The 12003-nt window shown below is 65.9% G+C and carries 15 protein-coding genes; 7 read left to right on the top strand and 8 right to left on the bottom strand.

Features of this window, described 5'->3' with window-relative positions; translation table 11 throughout:
- Nucleotides 1–57: 57 nt before the first annotated feature.
- The 4 genes from EP007_RS16340 to EP007_RS16325 form a co-directional block, all read right to left on the bottom strand.
- Nucleotides 58–1260, bottom strand: a complete 1203-nt coding sequence (locus tag EP007_RS16340) for an MFS transporter (protein WP_128478831.1) — start codon at nt 1258–1260, stop codon at nt 58–60.
- Nucleotides 1261–1341: 81 nt separating this feature from the next.
- Nucleotides 1342–1773 carry a type II toxin-antitoxin system VapC family toxin gene (locus EP007_RS16335; RefSeq protein ID WP_128478830.1) on the bottom strand — a complete coding sequence of 144 codons (432 nt, stop codon included), beginning with the start codon at nt 1771–1773 and terminating at the stop codon, nt 1342–1344.
- On the bottom strand, nt 1773–2033 hold the full coding sequence (locus EP007_RS16330) for an AbrB/MazE/SpoVT family DNA-binding domain-containing protein (protein ID WP_128478829.1): 261 nt from the start codon (nt 2031–2033) through the stop codon (nt 1773–1775). Before EP007_RS16330 ends, EP007_RS16335 begins: the two co-directional genes overlap by 1 nt.
- Nucleotides 2034–2094: 61 nt before the next feature.
- Nucleotides 2095–3054, bottom strand: coding sequence for an aldo/keto reductase (locus EP007_RS16325; RefSeq protein ID WP_128478828.1), 960 nt, complete (start codon nt 3052–3054; stop codon nt 2095–2097).
- 190 nt (nt 3055–3244) lie between these two features.
- On the opposite strand from EP007_RS16325, the gene EP007_RS16320 reads away from it, so the two are divergent.
- Both EP007_RS16320 and EP007_RS16315 read left to right on the top strand, forming a co-directional pair.
- Nucleotides 3245–5212, top strand: coding sequence for a methyl-accepting chemotaxis protein (locus EP007_RS16320; RefSeq protein ID WP_128478827.1), 1968 nt, complete (start codon nt 3245–3247; stop codon nt 5210–5212).
- An 86-nt stretch (nt 5213–5298) separates the two neighbouring features.
- Nucleotides 5299–6360: a zinc-dependent alcohol dehydrogenase family protein gene (locus EP007_RS16315; protein ID WP_128478826.1), complete on the top strand. Its 1062-nt coding sequence runs from the start codon at nt 5299–5301 to the stop codon at nt 6358–6360.
- A gap of 48 nt (nt 6361–6408) precedes the next feature.
- Here the strand turns inward: EP007_RS16315 and EP007_RS16310 are convergent, their stop codons facing one another.
- Nucleotides 6409–6648 (bottom strand): hypothetical protein, encoded by a 240-nt coding sequence (locus EP007_RS16310; RefSeq protein ID WP_128478825.1) that lies wholly within the window; start codon nt 6646–6648, stop codon nt 6409–6411.
- A gap of 136 nt (nt 6649–6784) precedes the next feature.
- Nucleotides 6785–6928, bottom strand: coding sequence for a hypothetical protein (locus tag EP007_RS17690; RefSeq protein ID WP_166035686.1), 144 nt, complete (start codon nt 6926–6928; stop codon nt 6785–6787).
- A 132-nt stretch (nt 6929–7060) separates the two neighbouring features.
- Here EP007_RS17690 and EP007_RS16305 point away from each other — a divergent pair, with 132 nt between their 5' ends.
- Together EP007_RS16305 and EP007_RS16300 are read left to right on the top strand one after the other, a co-directional pair.
- The gene (locus tag EP007_RS16305; protein WP_128478824.1) at nt 7061–7906 is read left to right on the top strand and encodes an ArsR/SmtB family transcription factor; all 846 of its coding nucleotides are present in this window, start codon (nt 7061–7063) and stop codon (nt 7904–7906) included.
- Between the two features lie 106 nt (nt 7907–8012).
- Entirely contained in the window at nt 8013–8243 is a 231-nt protein-coding gene (locus tag EP007_RS16300) for a zinc ribbon domain-containing protein (RefSeq protein ID WP_128478823.1), read from the top strand.
- Between the two features lie 22 nt (nt 8244–8265).
- Here EP007_RS16300 and EP007_RS16295 read toward each other — a convergent pair whose 3' ends face one another.
- The gene (locus EP007_RS16295) at nt 8266–8970 is read right to left on the bottom strand and encodes a cyclase family protein (RefSeq protein WP_128478822.1); all 705 of its coding nucleotides are present in this window, start codon (nt 8968–8970) and stop codon (nt 8266–8268) included.
- Nucleotides 8971–9094: 124 nt separating this feature from the next.
- Here EP007_RS16295 and EP007_RS16290 point away from each other — a divergent pair, with 124 nt between their 5' ends.
- On the top strand, nt 9095–9733 hold the full coding sequence (locus EP007_RS16290) for a metal-dependent hydrolase (protein WP_128478821.1): 639 nt from the start codon (nt 9095–9097) through the stop codon (nt 9731–9733).
- 4 nt (nt 9734–9737) lie between these two features.
- Here the strand turns inward: EP007_RS16290 and EP007_RS16285 are convergent, their stop codons facing one another.
- A complete protein-coding gene (locus tag EP007_RS16285) occupies nt 9738–10388 on the bottom strand; it encodes a GNAT family N-acetyltransferase (protein ID WP_128478820.1) in 651 nt (216 codons plus the stop codon).
- A gap of 364 nt (nt 10389–10752) precedes the next feature.
- On the opposite strand from EP007_RS16285, the gene EP007_RS16280 reads away from it, so the two are divergent.
- Together EP007_RS16280 and EP007_RS16275 are read left to right on the top strand one after the other, a co-directional pair.
- Entirely contained in the window at nt 10753–11088 is a 336-nt protein-coding gene (locus tag EP007_RS16280) for a hypothetical protein (RefSeq protein ID WP_128478819.1), read from the top strand.
- A gap of 118 nt (nt 11089–11206) precedes the next feature.
- Entirely contained in the window at nt 11207–11956 is a 750-nt protein-coding gene (locus tag EP007_RS16275; protein ID WP_128478818.1) for a ribonuclease H-like domain-containing protein, read from the top strand.
- Nucleotides 11957–12003: the final 47 nt, after the last annotated feature.

Here is a 12003-nt window from a genome sequence, read left to right as displayed (position 1 = left end):
AGATGTCGTCTCGCAGAGTCAATATAGCTTCCGCCGAAAGCGGTCGGAACCTAAACGTTACTCCGCGTCCGGCGCGTACCACGCCAACGCGACGCCGAGGACCGCGACGACGCCAGCGACCATAAACGCCGGTCGGTAGCCCGCGCGGTCGATTATCGCGCCGCCAGCGATGGGCGCGACGAAGGCCCCGAACAGGCCCACGCTGGTCAGCATCGAGATGGCCGTGGTCCGGACCGCGGGCGTCGTCACCTCGGTCACGTAGGTGTAGAGCAGGCCGATAGAGAGTTGGACCGCGAACCCGGCGACGACGACGAGCGCGATGACCGGGCCAACTTGCGAGACGGCGACGAATCCGACTACGGAGGGCACGGCCGCGACGAACGCCAGCAGGACGACCGGCCTGCGCTCCCCGCCGAACAGTCGGTCCGAGATGAGTCCGCCGCTGGTCCGCGAGACGACGCCGACCGCGGGAAAGAGCGCGGTCAGCAGGCCGCTGACCGCGAGCGAGACGCCGAGGCTATCGTTCAGATAGCTCGGGAGCCAACTGTTCAGGAACAGGTACAGCGAGAACGCCAGAAAGGACAGTCCGTAGAGCGTCCACGCTCCTCGGTTGGTGAACAGGTCCCGGACCTCCGCGCGCGAGGGCGTCGCGGTCTGGACGCCGATGCGCTGGTCCCGCGTCGCCAGCAGGAAGACGGTGACGCCGACCACCGCGATGGCCGCGAAGACGGGGAGCGTGGCGGCCCACCCGAAGGGGTCGGCGAGCAGGGGACTGCCGAACTGGCCCAGCGCGAACCCGACCGGCGCGCTCGCGGTGAACACGCCGACTGCGGTCGCGCGAACGTCGGAATCGACGGCCTGCCCCACCAGATTCGCGCCCGCGTTCCAGACCACGACGTATGAGAACCCGCCCAAGACGCGGGAGGCGACCAGCCACCAGTAGGCCCCCGCGCTCGCGGCGGCCCATCCCCACGCGCCCGCCGCGAGGAGCGCGAGCGCGGCGACTGCGACCACGCGCCGAACGCGAACGCGGTCGAGGACGACTCCGACCGGGACGCTGGCGACAACGGCGGTCAGGTACATCACGCTGACCAGCCACGACGCCGCGGTCGGGCCGACTCCGAGCGAGTCCCTGACCAGCGGGAGGACGCTGGCGGGCGCGATTTCGTACGCGCCCGCCGCCGCCGAGAGTGTGAAGAGTCCGGCGACGAGGCCGACGGTCCGGCGGCGGGAGTTCGAGGCGTCTGCGTCGTCGGTCACGAGGTGGTCTTTTCAGGACAGCTATAAAACTCCGGCTGTGACGGAAGTCTCGGGGCCGGTACCGGACTCTCCACAAGACTATCACGGTTTGAACGGATTTGTTGCCGTTTCGAAGCGCGTAATCTCGCCGACCACGTCGAAATCGTCGTCGAAGCTGTACAGATGCTCCAACCCTTCACGGTTCATATACGCCCCGATTGTCGCGTCACCGAACGAGAGACCGTCGTGTCGCTCGAACAACTCGACGGCAGTCGAGAAGTCGGTTTTCGGCGTATGAACTAACTCGAAACCCGCCGCTTCGTTGAGACGCTCGTAGAATTTGACTGCCACTCGATGCTGTTTGCGCTCGTGGAGGTAGTTCAACGTCTCTATCAGCACGTAGTTCGTGACTCGCATCGTCGGCAGGTCGCCGTGGTCGGCCGCATCGACAATAGCGGTTGCCGCGTCGTGATTCGCGTCTCGGGAACTCACGCGAGCGACGAGGACGTTCGTGTCGATAACCGCGACAGCCATTAGCGTCCCTCGTCGTATTCGTTCTCGACACCTGCAACGTCGTGGTCGTTGGCAACGTCTGTTTTGCCCATATCGACGGCCTCGAAGTCCTCGAACGCTCCATACCGCTGTTTGACCACTTCGACGACGAGGTTGCCGTTGTCGGTAACTGCCCAATCGAGTTTGTCGCCCGGTTGAATGTCGAGTCGATTTCGAATCGCCGCCGGAACCGTGACCGAGTAGTGGTCATTAATCGTCGTCTGCTCTCCGTTTGTTGCCATACGTAACAGTTGTCACTCGACCGTCTTAAACCTCATGTGGGGTCTCATGAGCAGGGAGTCCTCACTCGTACGCCTCCCGAATCCGCTCGAACTGGTCGTCCGACAGCGACACCTCTGTCGCGCCCAGATTCTCGTCTAACTGGTCGGGCGTCCGCGCGCCGACGATGGGAATGCATTGGAACTCGCGCTGGTCGGCCAGCCACCGGAGCGACACCTGCGCGGGCGTGGCGTCGATTTCGTCGCCGACCGCGCGAATCTCGTCCAGCACGTCCCACTGACGCTCGTCGAAGCGGTTCGTCCAGTCGGAGAGGTCGCCGCGCGACCCCTCCGGACCGTCGGCGTCGCCCTCGTACTTCCCGGTCAGAAAGCCGCCTTCCAGCGGCGAGTAGGGACAGACCGCGAGGTTCTGGTCCGCGCACACGTCCAGGTAGTCGCTCACGGGGTCGCGGTAGGCCGCGTTGAATCGGGGTTGGGTGACTTCGAAGCGTTCCAGTCCCTCGGCGTCGCTGGTCCAGAGCGCCTTGGTCAGTTGCCACGCCGCCATCGAACTCGCGGCGAGGTAGTTGACTTTCTCTTTGCGTACGAGGTCGTTCAAGGTCCGCAGAGTCTCTTCGATGGGCGTCTCGTCGTCCCAGCGGTGGATGTAGTACACGTCGAGGTAGTCCGTGCCGAGTCGTTCGAGTGTGCCCTCGATTTGGTCGCGGATGTGCTTGCGCGAGAGTCCCCGGTCGTTGGGACCATCGGCGAACCCGAAATAGACCTTCGAGGCCAGCACGAAGTCCTCTCGGTCGTAGTCCGAGAGCCAGTCGCCGATCCACTCCTCGGCGGTGCCGTTGGGGTCGCCGTAGACGTTCGCGGTGTCGATGAAGTTGACGCCGCGGTCCCACGCGGCGTCGAGCAGTCGGTGGGCGGTCTTCCGGTCGGTCTCGACGGTCCCGTCAGTTTCCTTGGCGAAGCGCCATGTCCCGAAGCAGATTTCCGAGACCTTCGTTCCCGTGGACCCGAGTCTGACGTACTCCATGCTCGTCGTGTCGGTGGGTTCAGCCTTAGTTCTGTGCGCCGACTCCGGTCGCGGTTCGCGGGAATCGGCTCACCGGGTTTCGGGGACTCGCCGACCAGAGCCGAATTCCAAACGCAAAAATGTAGATTAGTTAGTGTATCTCCGACTCACAGTCCAAATATTTTTGATTCACCGCTACTCGTAGCGTTACATGGCGGAGACCGAACCCGACGCTCGCGGGGTCGAATCCCGAGCGAGCGGGTGGCGGCAAACGATTCGAGAGTACGTCAAGTACATTCCGGACGGACAGTCCATCCCCGAGGAGATGTGGCGCACTCGCCACCGGCACGTCCTCATCTTCCTCGTCGCGCACGTGCCCGTCCTCCTCGCGCTGGGTCTCTACGAGGGCACTGAGTCGGTCACGGGCGCGACCATCCCCAGCATTCCGCTCTCGTCGGTGCTCCTCGAACTCGGCGTCGTCGTCGCGCTCGCGCTGTTGGCAAACTGGTCGCGGTTCGAGCGGCGCACCCGGACCGCCCTTGCGACGGCCGGACTGGTGTTCTCGTGTTCGTTTCTTATCCACTTCTCGGGGGGCTTCATCGAAGCGCACTTCCACTTCTTCGTCGTGATGGCCGTGGTCGCCATCTACGAGGATTGGGTTCCCTTCCTGTTGGGAATCGTCTTCGTCGCCGTCCAGCACGGCTACTTCGGGATGATCGACCCGAGTCGCGTCTACAACCACGCCGCCGCCATCAACAACCCGTGGGCGTGGGCGGTCATCCACGCGGCGTTCGTCTTGGCGCTCGCGGCGGCGCTGATGACCCACTGGTACTCGACCGAACGCTCCCGTGAAGAGACCCGAGAGCAACTCGAACGGACCCGCGAGAAGACTGCGCAGGTCGAGACCCTCGAACAGAAGCAGGCGGAACTCGAAGCCGCACGGGCGGAAGCCGAAGAGGCCAAGCGCGAAGCCGAACGCGCCAAAGCCGAGGCCGAGACCCGACAAGAGGAGGTCGAACGACTAAACGACCACCTCGAAACCAAAGCCGAAGCCTACAGTGCCGCCATGGCGCGGGCGGCGGCGGGCGACCTCGCCGTCCGACTCGACGCCGACAGCGAGAGCGAGGCGATGACCGAAATCGCCGAGGCGTTCAACGAGATGCTGTCCGAGACCGAGTCCGCGATGGCCGAAATTCAGTCGTTCGCCCACGAGGTCGCGGCCATCAGCGAGGAGGCCGACGCCGGGACCGAGGAGATAGAGCAGGCCAGCGAGAAGGTCAGCGACTCGATTCAGGGGATAGCCACCGGTGCGGACGACCAGCGCCGGATGCTCGAAGACGCCTCGACGGCGATGAACGAAATCTCGGCGACCATCGAGGAGGTCGCCGCCTCCGCCGAGACCGTCGCCGACACGTCCACCGAGACCGCCGCGGTCGCCGACGACGCCGAGGCGACAGCGCGCGACGCCATCGACAACGCCCGAGCGGTCGAGGACGCCATCGACGCGACCGCCGAGAACGTCGCGGCGCTCGACGACCGGATGGGCGAAATCGGCGATATCGTGGAACTCATCGGCGACATCGCGGGGCAGACGAACATGCTCGCGCTCAACGCCAACATCGAGGCCGCCCGCGCTGGAAGCGCGGACGGCGGCAACGACGGGGAGGGCTTCGCGGTCGTCGCCGAGGAGGTCAAACAGTTAGCCGACGAGACGCGCGAGTCGGCTGGCGACATCGAACAGCTCATCGGCGAGGTGCAGGCCCAAGCGGAGGCGACCGCCGCCGAGGTGCAGTCGGCCCAGCGACACGTCGAGCAGTCGGTCGAGGCGGTCCGAGAGGTCGTCGATGCGTTCGCCCGCGTCCGTGAGAACGCTGAGGAGACCGACGGCGGCGTCCGGGAGATACGCGACGCCACCGACGACCAAGCCCACGCTGCCGAGCAGACGGTGGCGACGGTCGAGGAGGTCGCCGACATCAGTCGGACGACCGCCGAGGAGGTCGAAAGCGTCTCGGCGACCGCCGAGCAACAGGCCTCGTCCGCGTCGCAGGTCAGCGCGAACGTCGAGTCGCTCACCGAGTGGGTCGAGCGACTTCAGTCGCTCCTCTCGACGTTTCAGGTCGGAGACGCGGACGCCCCGACCGAGAGCGCGAGCGCGCCGTCGCGGGTCGATTCGGCGTAGGGCCGCCGCGACGGCGTCCGAATCCATCGTTCGCGCGGTTGATTCTACCCCACTATTTAACGGCGACCGAGAGAAACACTCCCGACATGAGAGCCGCAGTCCTGCGCGAGTACGGCGAGCCACTCGAAATCGAGACTATCCCGGACCCAGACCCCGACGCTCACGGCGTCGTCGTCCGGACTGAGGCCTGTGGCATCTGCCGGAGCGACTGGCACGCGTGGCAGGGCCACGGCGAGTGGGCCGACGACCGAGTGCCGACGGGCCAGATTCTCGGCCACGAACCCGCGGGCACCGTCGTCGCGGTCGGCGACTCGGTTGAGCGATTCGCGGAGGGCGACCGCATCGCGGTGCCGTTCAACCTTGGGCGCGGCGACTGCGAAAACTGCCGGAACGGCCGGGGCAACGTCTGCGAGGATGGACTGGCGCTCGGGTTCGAGCGCGATGCGCCCGGCGCGTTCGCCGAACAGGTCCACGTTCCATACGCCGACTACAATGCGGTGGAACTGCCCGCTGGCGTCTCGCCCGTCGAGATGGCCGGTCTCGGATGCAGGTTCGCCACCGCCTACCACGGACTCGCCCACCGCGCCGACCTGACGCCCGGCGACTGGGTGGCGGTCCACGGCTGTGGCGGCGTCGGTCTCTCGGCGGTCCACGTCGCTGACGCGCTCGGCGCGACCGTCGTCGCGGTGGACCTCGACGATGAGAAACTGGCGAAAGCCCGCGATTTGGGCGCTGACGAGACCGTTAACGCCGAGCGCGTCGTGGACGTACCGGCCCGCGTCCAGCGCGCGACCGGCGGCGGGGCGCACGTCTCGGTGGACGCGCTCGGCGTCGCCGAAACCTGCCGGAACTCGGTGGCCTGCCTCCGCAAGCGCGGCCAGCACCTCCAACTCGGCCTGACGACCGACGAGGAGCGCGGCGAGGTGTCGCTCCCGACGGACGCGATGACGATGAACGAGGTGACGTTCCTCGGGTCGCGCGGGATGCCGCCGACGCGCTACGGCGAACTGCTCCGGATGCTTGAGGGCGGCGTCGTCTCGCCCGCCGAACTGGTGACCAACGAAGTCGCGCTCGCCGACGTACCCGACCGTCTCGCCGCGATGAGCGACTACGGGACCGTCGGCATCGAAGTCGTCACGGAGTTTTGAGCAACATTTTGCGTTACTTCAGACAGCTAAACATTTTTCTTACACTGTTCAATCTGGCTCGTTGTCCGTCACCTCGTCGTCGCGCTTTGCGCCGAACCCGAAGTCCCCGCGCAGGTAGAGGTGGACGCACAGTCCCGGCAGGCCGAGAATCCCGAGTCCGAGCGCCCACGCGAGCGGTCGAGGTTTCCCGCGGCGCGTTCGGTCCCGATAGACGTAGATGGCGACCGGTGGTCCAAGCACGAGGGCCGTGGTGACGAAGCGGACGAGCGACCACGAAGCGTCCGGCATCGTGAAAAATTCTGTCACCCTGATAGATATACGCTCCTATCTGCGCTCCGAATCTAGTCACTTCCGGCGCTAAAGGACCCGAACGACGAAATTGAAAGCGCAAACGCTAACGAAAACGTAAACGCTTATGCAAACGCTACGACGACCCCCAGTCCGAGACGCCCAGTATCACGTCGCAGTCCGGGCAGGTCCAGACTTTCGGCGTGCTAGCGGCGTCTGCCTGCTCCAGTCGGGTGGCCCATTCGCTGATGTCGGACTCGCAGTTCGGACACGTCGCCATGCCGTGAGTTACCACGCTTTTCGGCTTGTAGCTTTGGGCAGAGTCGGCGAGGAGAGTCCCGACGAAAACAACCGGAATTCTACCGACGCGACAGGGACAAAATTATAACTCGGCTACGCGCAACACGTCGGTATGGCCGACCTCCTGCCCTCCAGTCCCGACCCCTCGGCCGGTGACGGGGGCGAACCCAGAGTCGTCGGCGTCGATAGCGACGACGCCGACGACCTGCTCGCGGCCCTCCAGTCCGAGACGGCCCGCGACCTCCTCGCGGCGCTGTACGACGACCCCGCGACGCCCTCCGAACTCGCTGAGACCGCCGATACCTCCATCCAGAACGTCCGGTATCACCTCGAACGACTGACCGACGCCGACCTCGTGGAGGTCGCAGATACCGTCTACTCCGAGAAGGGCCGTGAGATGAAGGTGTATGCGCCCGCCGCAAAACCGCTGGTCGTCTTCGCGGGCGGCGAGGACGACGCGCCCGGTCTCGAATCGGCCCTCTCCAGTCTGCTCGGCGGACTCGGAATTTTGGGTCTGTCGAGTCTCCTTGTCCAGCGACTCTTCGGCGGCCCGAACGCGGTCGTCGGCCCTATTGACGCCGATCTCTCTCGGTCGGGCGGCGAGTCGGCGGCCACGACCACCGTGGCCGAGAACGCGACCGCTCCCGGCGACGCCGCGACGACCCGAGCAGCGGCCACCGAGGCGGAAGGCACGCGGACGACGGCCGAGACGGAGACTGTGGAGACCCAAACCGAATCAGCCCGGACGACCGTCGAAGAGGTCCAGACCGGCGCGGACCCGACCGAGACCGTCGAGCAGGCGACTCGGACTGTCACCGAGCAGGCCGCGACGACGCTGACCGACTCGGGAGCGAGCGAACTCGCCTCGGGCGGTCTCCCGCCGGGGCTGGTCTTCTTCGCGGGCGGCCTCGTCGTTCTGCTCGCGCTCGGCGTCGCGTGGTACCTGCGCGCTCGGTGACGAACCGGATTCGATTCTAAACGTCTAGCGCTAAATTTTCCATCAACATCCCCGGACGTGGGGAAAAACGGTGGGTCTTTAATACGATGCCCGGTGAAATACGACTATGGAACAACTGCTCGAGAGTCGGGAGACCAGCACTGACGGCGTAGACCTTTCCCGCGGCGCGGACGACTTCGAGTCCCTGCTGTTTTGCGGGCGATGCGGGGAGCGGTTTCAGGCCGCAGAGGCCACGGACGACGGCTGGTACTACCGATGTCCGAACGACGACTGCGACGCCGAAGGCATTCACGAAGACCTCTATCCCGTGAAAGACGTGCTTCCGTCCACACACTGAACGTTCGGGTACGGTCCGGCGCTCACCACGTCGCCACGGCCCTGACGGGCGACCCGTCTGCTGCTGCCAGCGCGAGCGGATAGGCTCGCAGTTCGAATCGCTCCGGTAGGTCTCCGAGTCCGGTCAGATTCTCCACGACGAATCGGTCGCTCCCGAGCAGTTCCCGATGGGCGGGTACGCCCGCTGGTTCTCCCTCGTTCGATTCGCTCGCACTCTCCACGCCGGTCTCGCTCGGCGACGGATCGGGACTCAGCGCGTCGAGACCGACGTGCCACCCGCGGTCGGCGCACGCCGCCGCGGCGTCCGCGGTCAGATACGGATGGTCGAGGTATCGGTCGGTTCCCCAGTGGGCGTCCCACCCGGTCCGGAAGACCAGCATCTCGATTTCGGAGTTTTCGTTCCTCTCTCCATTCGCCCTACTCTCTTTGCTCTCGTAGTCGGGTACCGCATCTACACCGATGGGTTCGCGCGCTCCCGACTCCGAGCAGTCTACGACTCGCGCGTCGAAGGCGAACGATTCGATATCGAACGCGTCCAGATTTTTCCCGTCCGGTTCGGTGTGACTCGGCGCGTCGATGTGCGTTCCGGAGTGCGTTCCGAGACGTAGTTCCGTCACGCGATAGCCGTCCGACTCGTGGGTCGCCGCGGGAGAACTCTCTACCTCCGGGTCGCCGGGGTAGACTGTCGCGTCGGTGTCGAGCGACTGCGTGAGGTCGCGGGTGGGCATCTGTCGGTCGTCCGTAACGGCCCGAGCGTCTTGTCTCCGGGGGTCTGTCCTCGTCGCCGACTCCTGAGGAGAGACACCGTACCACACGATACGCATTTATTACCCCGAGACCTACGCCTCATTCATGATGGCGACCACTCACGCCCTGTTCGGCGTCGTTCTCGCAACTGCGACGGCCACCGTCGCGCCCGAGTTCGCGCCCGTCGCGTTCGTCGCGGGGGTCGTCGGGAGCGTCTTCCCCGACTTCGACCTCTACGCGGGCCACCGCCGAACGCTCCACTATCCGGTCTACTACGCGGTCGCCGCGCTCCCCGCAGTCGCACTCGCTGTCGTCGCGCCGGTCGCCGAGACGGTCGCGCTCGCGCTGTTTCTCGCGGGCGCGGCGGCCCACTCGCTCATGGACGTGTTGGGCGGCGGTCTCGAACTCAGACCGTGGCAGGCGGAGTCCGAACGAGCGGTCTTCGACCACTACCGCGGGCGGTGGGTCGCGCCGCGGCGCTGGATTCGCTACGACGGCGCACCCGAGGACCTGCTCGTCGCCGGGGTCTTCGCCGCGCCCGCCCTTGCGGTCTGGACCGGGCCGGAGCAGACGTTCGTCGCCGCGGTTCTGGTCGCTTCGGCGGTGTACGCGTTGGCGCGGAAACCGCTGGCGATGCTGGCCGAGCGCCTAGTTCCGCGCGTCCCGCCGACCCTGCGCTCGCGGCTTCCCGAGCGATTCCGGGACGCGGGCGAGACGGTCCCGACGGTCCGCCGCGGCGACTGAACGCTCATTCTCGGTCGGCCGTCTCTCGACACTCTCCGCGCGTCGCCTCTCGATACTGCTCGCGCGAAATCGTGTAGCGATGGAGGTCCCCGACCTCGCCGTCTCGCGGGAAGAAGTCCCGGAGGACCCCGTCGTGTTGGCCGCCGAATCGCTCGACGTACTTCTCGATGGCCCGCCGGGAGCGTTCGTTTCCGCTTCGGTGGGACGCGCCCACGAGTTCGAGGTCGAGTCGGTCGAACGCCAACTCCAGCAGGGCGGCGGCGCGCTCGCCGGAGTACCCCCGGCCCCAGAACCGCCTGCGGAGCCAGATGCCGAGTTCGGCCGACCGGCGCTCCCAGTCGATGTCGAGGTTCGTCGTCCCCACGAGTTCGTCGCTGGCGCTTCCTTCCTCTCGCTCCTTATTCTCCTCCTCGTCCTCGCGGACGAAGATGGCGTAACTGGCCCGCTCGTGGTCGTCCCACTGCTCTTCGACGCTCACGAGGAAGTCGTGGGTGTCCTTGGGCGTCTCGTGGGGGTCCCACATCGCGTACTCGCTGACCTCGTTCATGTGGGGTGCGCCCGCCCGCATGTGCTGGTAGAGTTTCGGGGCCGAAACCGTGGCCCGAGAGAGGCGCACGAGTCGCAGGCGCTCGGTCTCTATCTCGTGGGGAAACACGACCAGAATTCGGTCTCGGAAGACATGGGTGCTTCGGCCTGCGAGACGCTCGGCCGATATGTGCGAACAGCGTCCTCACGGGACCGCTCGGTAGTCGCTCGACTCCGCGTCGAGGTCGGCGTCGTCGCGCGAAAAGCCAGTTTGGGTGGGTAGTTGTTACAGGATACCAGCCTGGGACGCCAGACACTGACTATCAATCAGGTCGGCGTTCGCATCTTGGTCTCGATAGTTATCAAACTATGCCTTCGTACAAAATTAGACGCACTGGCGAGTTGAAATCGCATGTCCCGGCAATTCGACGGCCACTTTTTACTTTCACTCCGCTTGGCTCACGGCTTTACGCGTGGCCGCCGTGTCCTCGAATATGGCCAGTTCAGCCGCGCCCGCGGGGACCACCGAACTGTTCGACCGACTCTGTGAGGCCATCGCCCGCGAGCAGGGCGGTGCCGACGTGTATCTGAAAGCCGCTCACCTGTTGCGCCGGAACAACGGCGCGTACTCGCTCGTCGGGCTGGAAGCGGGTGGCGAGCGCGCGGTGTACCACTACGAGGGCGTGTTCGCGTCCGCGATTCCCTTCGACGCCGCGGGCGTCCGACGGGACGAGGCCGAGACGCTGGCGCGCAACGAGAACGTCCGCGAGGGCCTGCACGCAGTGGCGTACTCGTGGGTTCGCCCGGCGTACCGGGACTTGCTCGACTGACCGCGGACGCTCTCGCGCTCGCCCGAGAATCGTTTCACGCCTCGGAGCCTACGTTTCGGCCCGACGCCGTCCCCGAACCACCTACGACTAAGAGCCTCCCCGCGAACCCAATCCACTAATGAAACTCCAGAACTCCTTCATCGCCGCGAGCGGGGTCGGCGAGAAGACCGAGCGCAAACTCTGGCAGCAGGGCGTCACCCACTGGGACGACTTCGAGGACGACCTCCTCGGCCCCAAAACGGGCCAGAACGTCCGGGAGTTCATCGCCGCCGCGCGCGACAGACTCGACGCCGGGGACGCCGCCTTCTTCGGCGAGAACCTGCCCAGCGGAAGCCTCTGGCGGGCCTACGACAACTTCGCCGACAGCGTCTGTTTCTTCGACATCGAGACCACCGGTCTCGACAGCGCGCGCCACGACGTGACCACCGTCAGCCTCCACCGCGGCGGCGACACCCGGACCTACGTGCAAGGCAAGGACCTCACCGCCGAGGCGCTCCGCGAGGAGTTCGCCGAGTCGAGCATGCTGGTCTCGTTCAACGGCAAGCGCTTCGACCAGCCCTTCTTGGAGGACAGTTTCGACCTCGACGTGAGGACGCCCCACCTCGATTTGATGTACACCTGCAAGCAGGTCGGTCTCTCGGGCGGCCTGAAGAACGTCGAGCGAGAGGTCGGCATCGACCGCGCCGACGACGATGTGGACGGCCGCGAGGCGGTCCGGCTCTGGCACCGCTACGACCGCGACGAGGACGACGCCGCGCTCGACCGACTCGTGAAGTACAACCGCGAGGACACCGAGAATCTGCGGGACCTGCTCGAACACGTCCACGGGAGCCTCCGGGCCGACGTGTTCGACCCGTACGTGCCCTGAGACTGCCCTCGACGGAATGAGCAACGGCGTTAGAACTAAGGCCTTTG

The organism is Halorussus pelagicus (genome assembly GCF_004087835.1).
Lineage (GTDB): Archaea > Halobacteriota > Halobacteria > Halobacteriales > Haladaptataceae > Halorussus > Halorussus pelagicus.
Note: the sequence above shows the minus strand (reverse complement) of the source record. Positions and strands in the feature narration are given on the sequence as shown.

Excerpts from the sequence above, each read along its gene's own strand:
- EP007_RS16310 (WP_128478825.1), bottom strand. The coding sequence starts at position 6,648 with ATGCCGGACGCTTCGTGGTCGCTCGTCCGCTTCGTCACCACGGCCCTC.
- EP007_RS16290 (WP_128478821.1), top strand. The coding sequence starts at position 9,095 with ATGATGGCGACCACTCACGCCCTGTTCGGCGTCGTTCTCGCAACTGCG.
- EP007_RS17690 (WP_166035686.1), bottom strand. The coding sequence starts at position 6,928 with ATGGCGACGTGTCCGAACTGCGAGTCCGACATCAGCGAATGGGCCACC.
- EP007_RS16295 (WP_128478822.1), bottom strand. The coding sequence starts at position 8,970 with ATGCCCACCCGCGACCTCACGCAGTCGCTCGACACCGACGCGACAGTC.
- EP007_RS16300 (WP_128478823.1), top strand. The coding sequence starts at position 8,013 with ATGGAACAACTGCTCGAGAGTCGGGAGACCAGCACTGACGGCGTAGAC.
- EP007_RS16320 (WP_128478827.1), top strand. The coding sequence starts at position 3,245 with ATGGCGGAGACCGAACCCGACGCTCGCGGGGTCGAATCCCGAGCGAGC.
- EP007_RS16280 (WP_128478819.1), top strand. The coding sequence starts at position 10,753 with ATGGCCAGTTCAGCCGCGCCCGCGGGGACCACCGAACTGTTCGACCGA.
- EP007_RS16275 (WP_128478818.1), top strand. The coding sequence starts at position 11,207 with ATGAAACTCCAGAACTCCTTCATCGCCGCGAGCGGGGTCGGCGAGAAG.
- EP007_RS16315 (WP_128478826.1), top strand. The coding sequence starts at position 5,299 with ATGAGAGCCGCAGTCCTGCGCGAGTACGGCGAGCCACTCGAAATCGAG.
- EP007_RS16335 (WP_128478830.1), bottom strand. The coding sequence starts at position 1,773 with ATGGCTGTCGCGGTTATCGACACGAACGTCCTCGTCGCTCGCGTGAGT.
- EP007_RS16325 (WP_128478828.1), bottom strand. The coding sequence starts at position 3,054 with ATGGAGTACGTCAGACTCGGGTCCACGGGAACGAAGGTCTCGGAAATC.
- EP007_RS16330 (WP_128478829.1), bottom strand. The coding sequence starts at position 2,033 with ATGGCAACAAACGGAGAGCAGACGACGATTAATGACCACTACTCGGTC.
- EP007_RS16305 (WP_128478824.1), top strand. The coding sequence starts at position 7,061 with ATGGCCGACCTCCTGCCCTCCAGTCCCGACCCCTCGGCCGGTGACGGG.